We start from the raw sequence: 237 nt of genomic DNA, 5'->3' as shown, positions 1-237 counted from the left end.
AGGCGGTTACAGATGCCGGCAAACCAGGTGATGAGGGTTATACCACTACGGTCACCCGGACGGTTCACTACACGAAGAACCAGGCTACTTACACGAAAGGCGATCCTGGTGATCCTGCTAAGAACGATCCCGAAGGGACGCAAGCTAAGTATCTGGAAGGTACGATCACGGTTAGCCAAAATAATGACGGTGATTACAGCGCAACTGTTGCCGACAAGACGGTGAGTGTTAGCCGGA

At 52.3% G+C, this 237-nt stretch carries 1 protein-coding gene; it reads left to right on the top strand.

Translation table 11 applies throughout. The features are described 5' to 3' along the window. Positions 1-237 (top strand): hypothetical protein (locus CES82_RS12620; RefSeq protein WP_180245755.1); only part of this gene is annotated, 237 nt, incomplete at both ends.

The organism is Secundilactobacillus silagincola, from assembly GCF_002583405.1.
In the GTDB taxonomy this organism is placed as follows: domain Bacteria; phylum Bacillota; class Bacilli; order Lactobacillales; family Lactobacillaceae; genus Secundilactobacillus; species Secundilactobacillus silagincola.
Note: the sequence above shows the minus strand (reverse complement) of the source record. Positions and strands in the feature narration are given on the sequence as shown.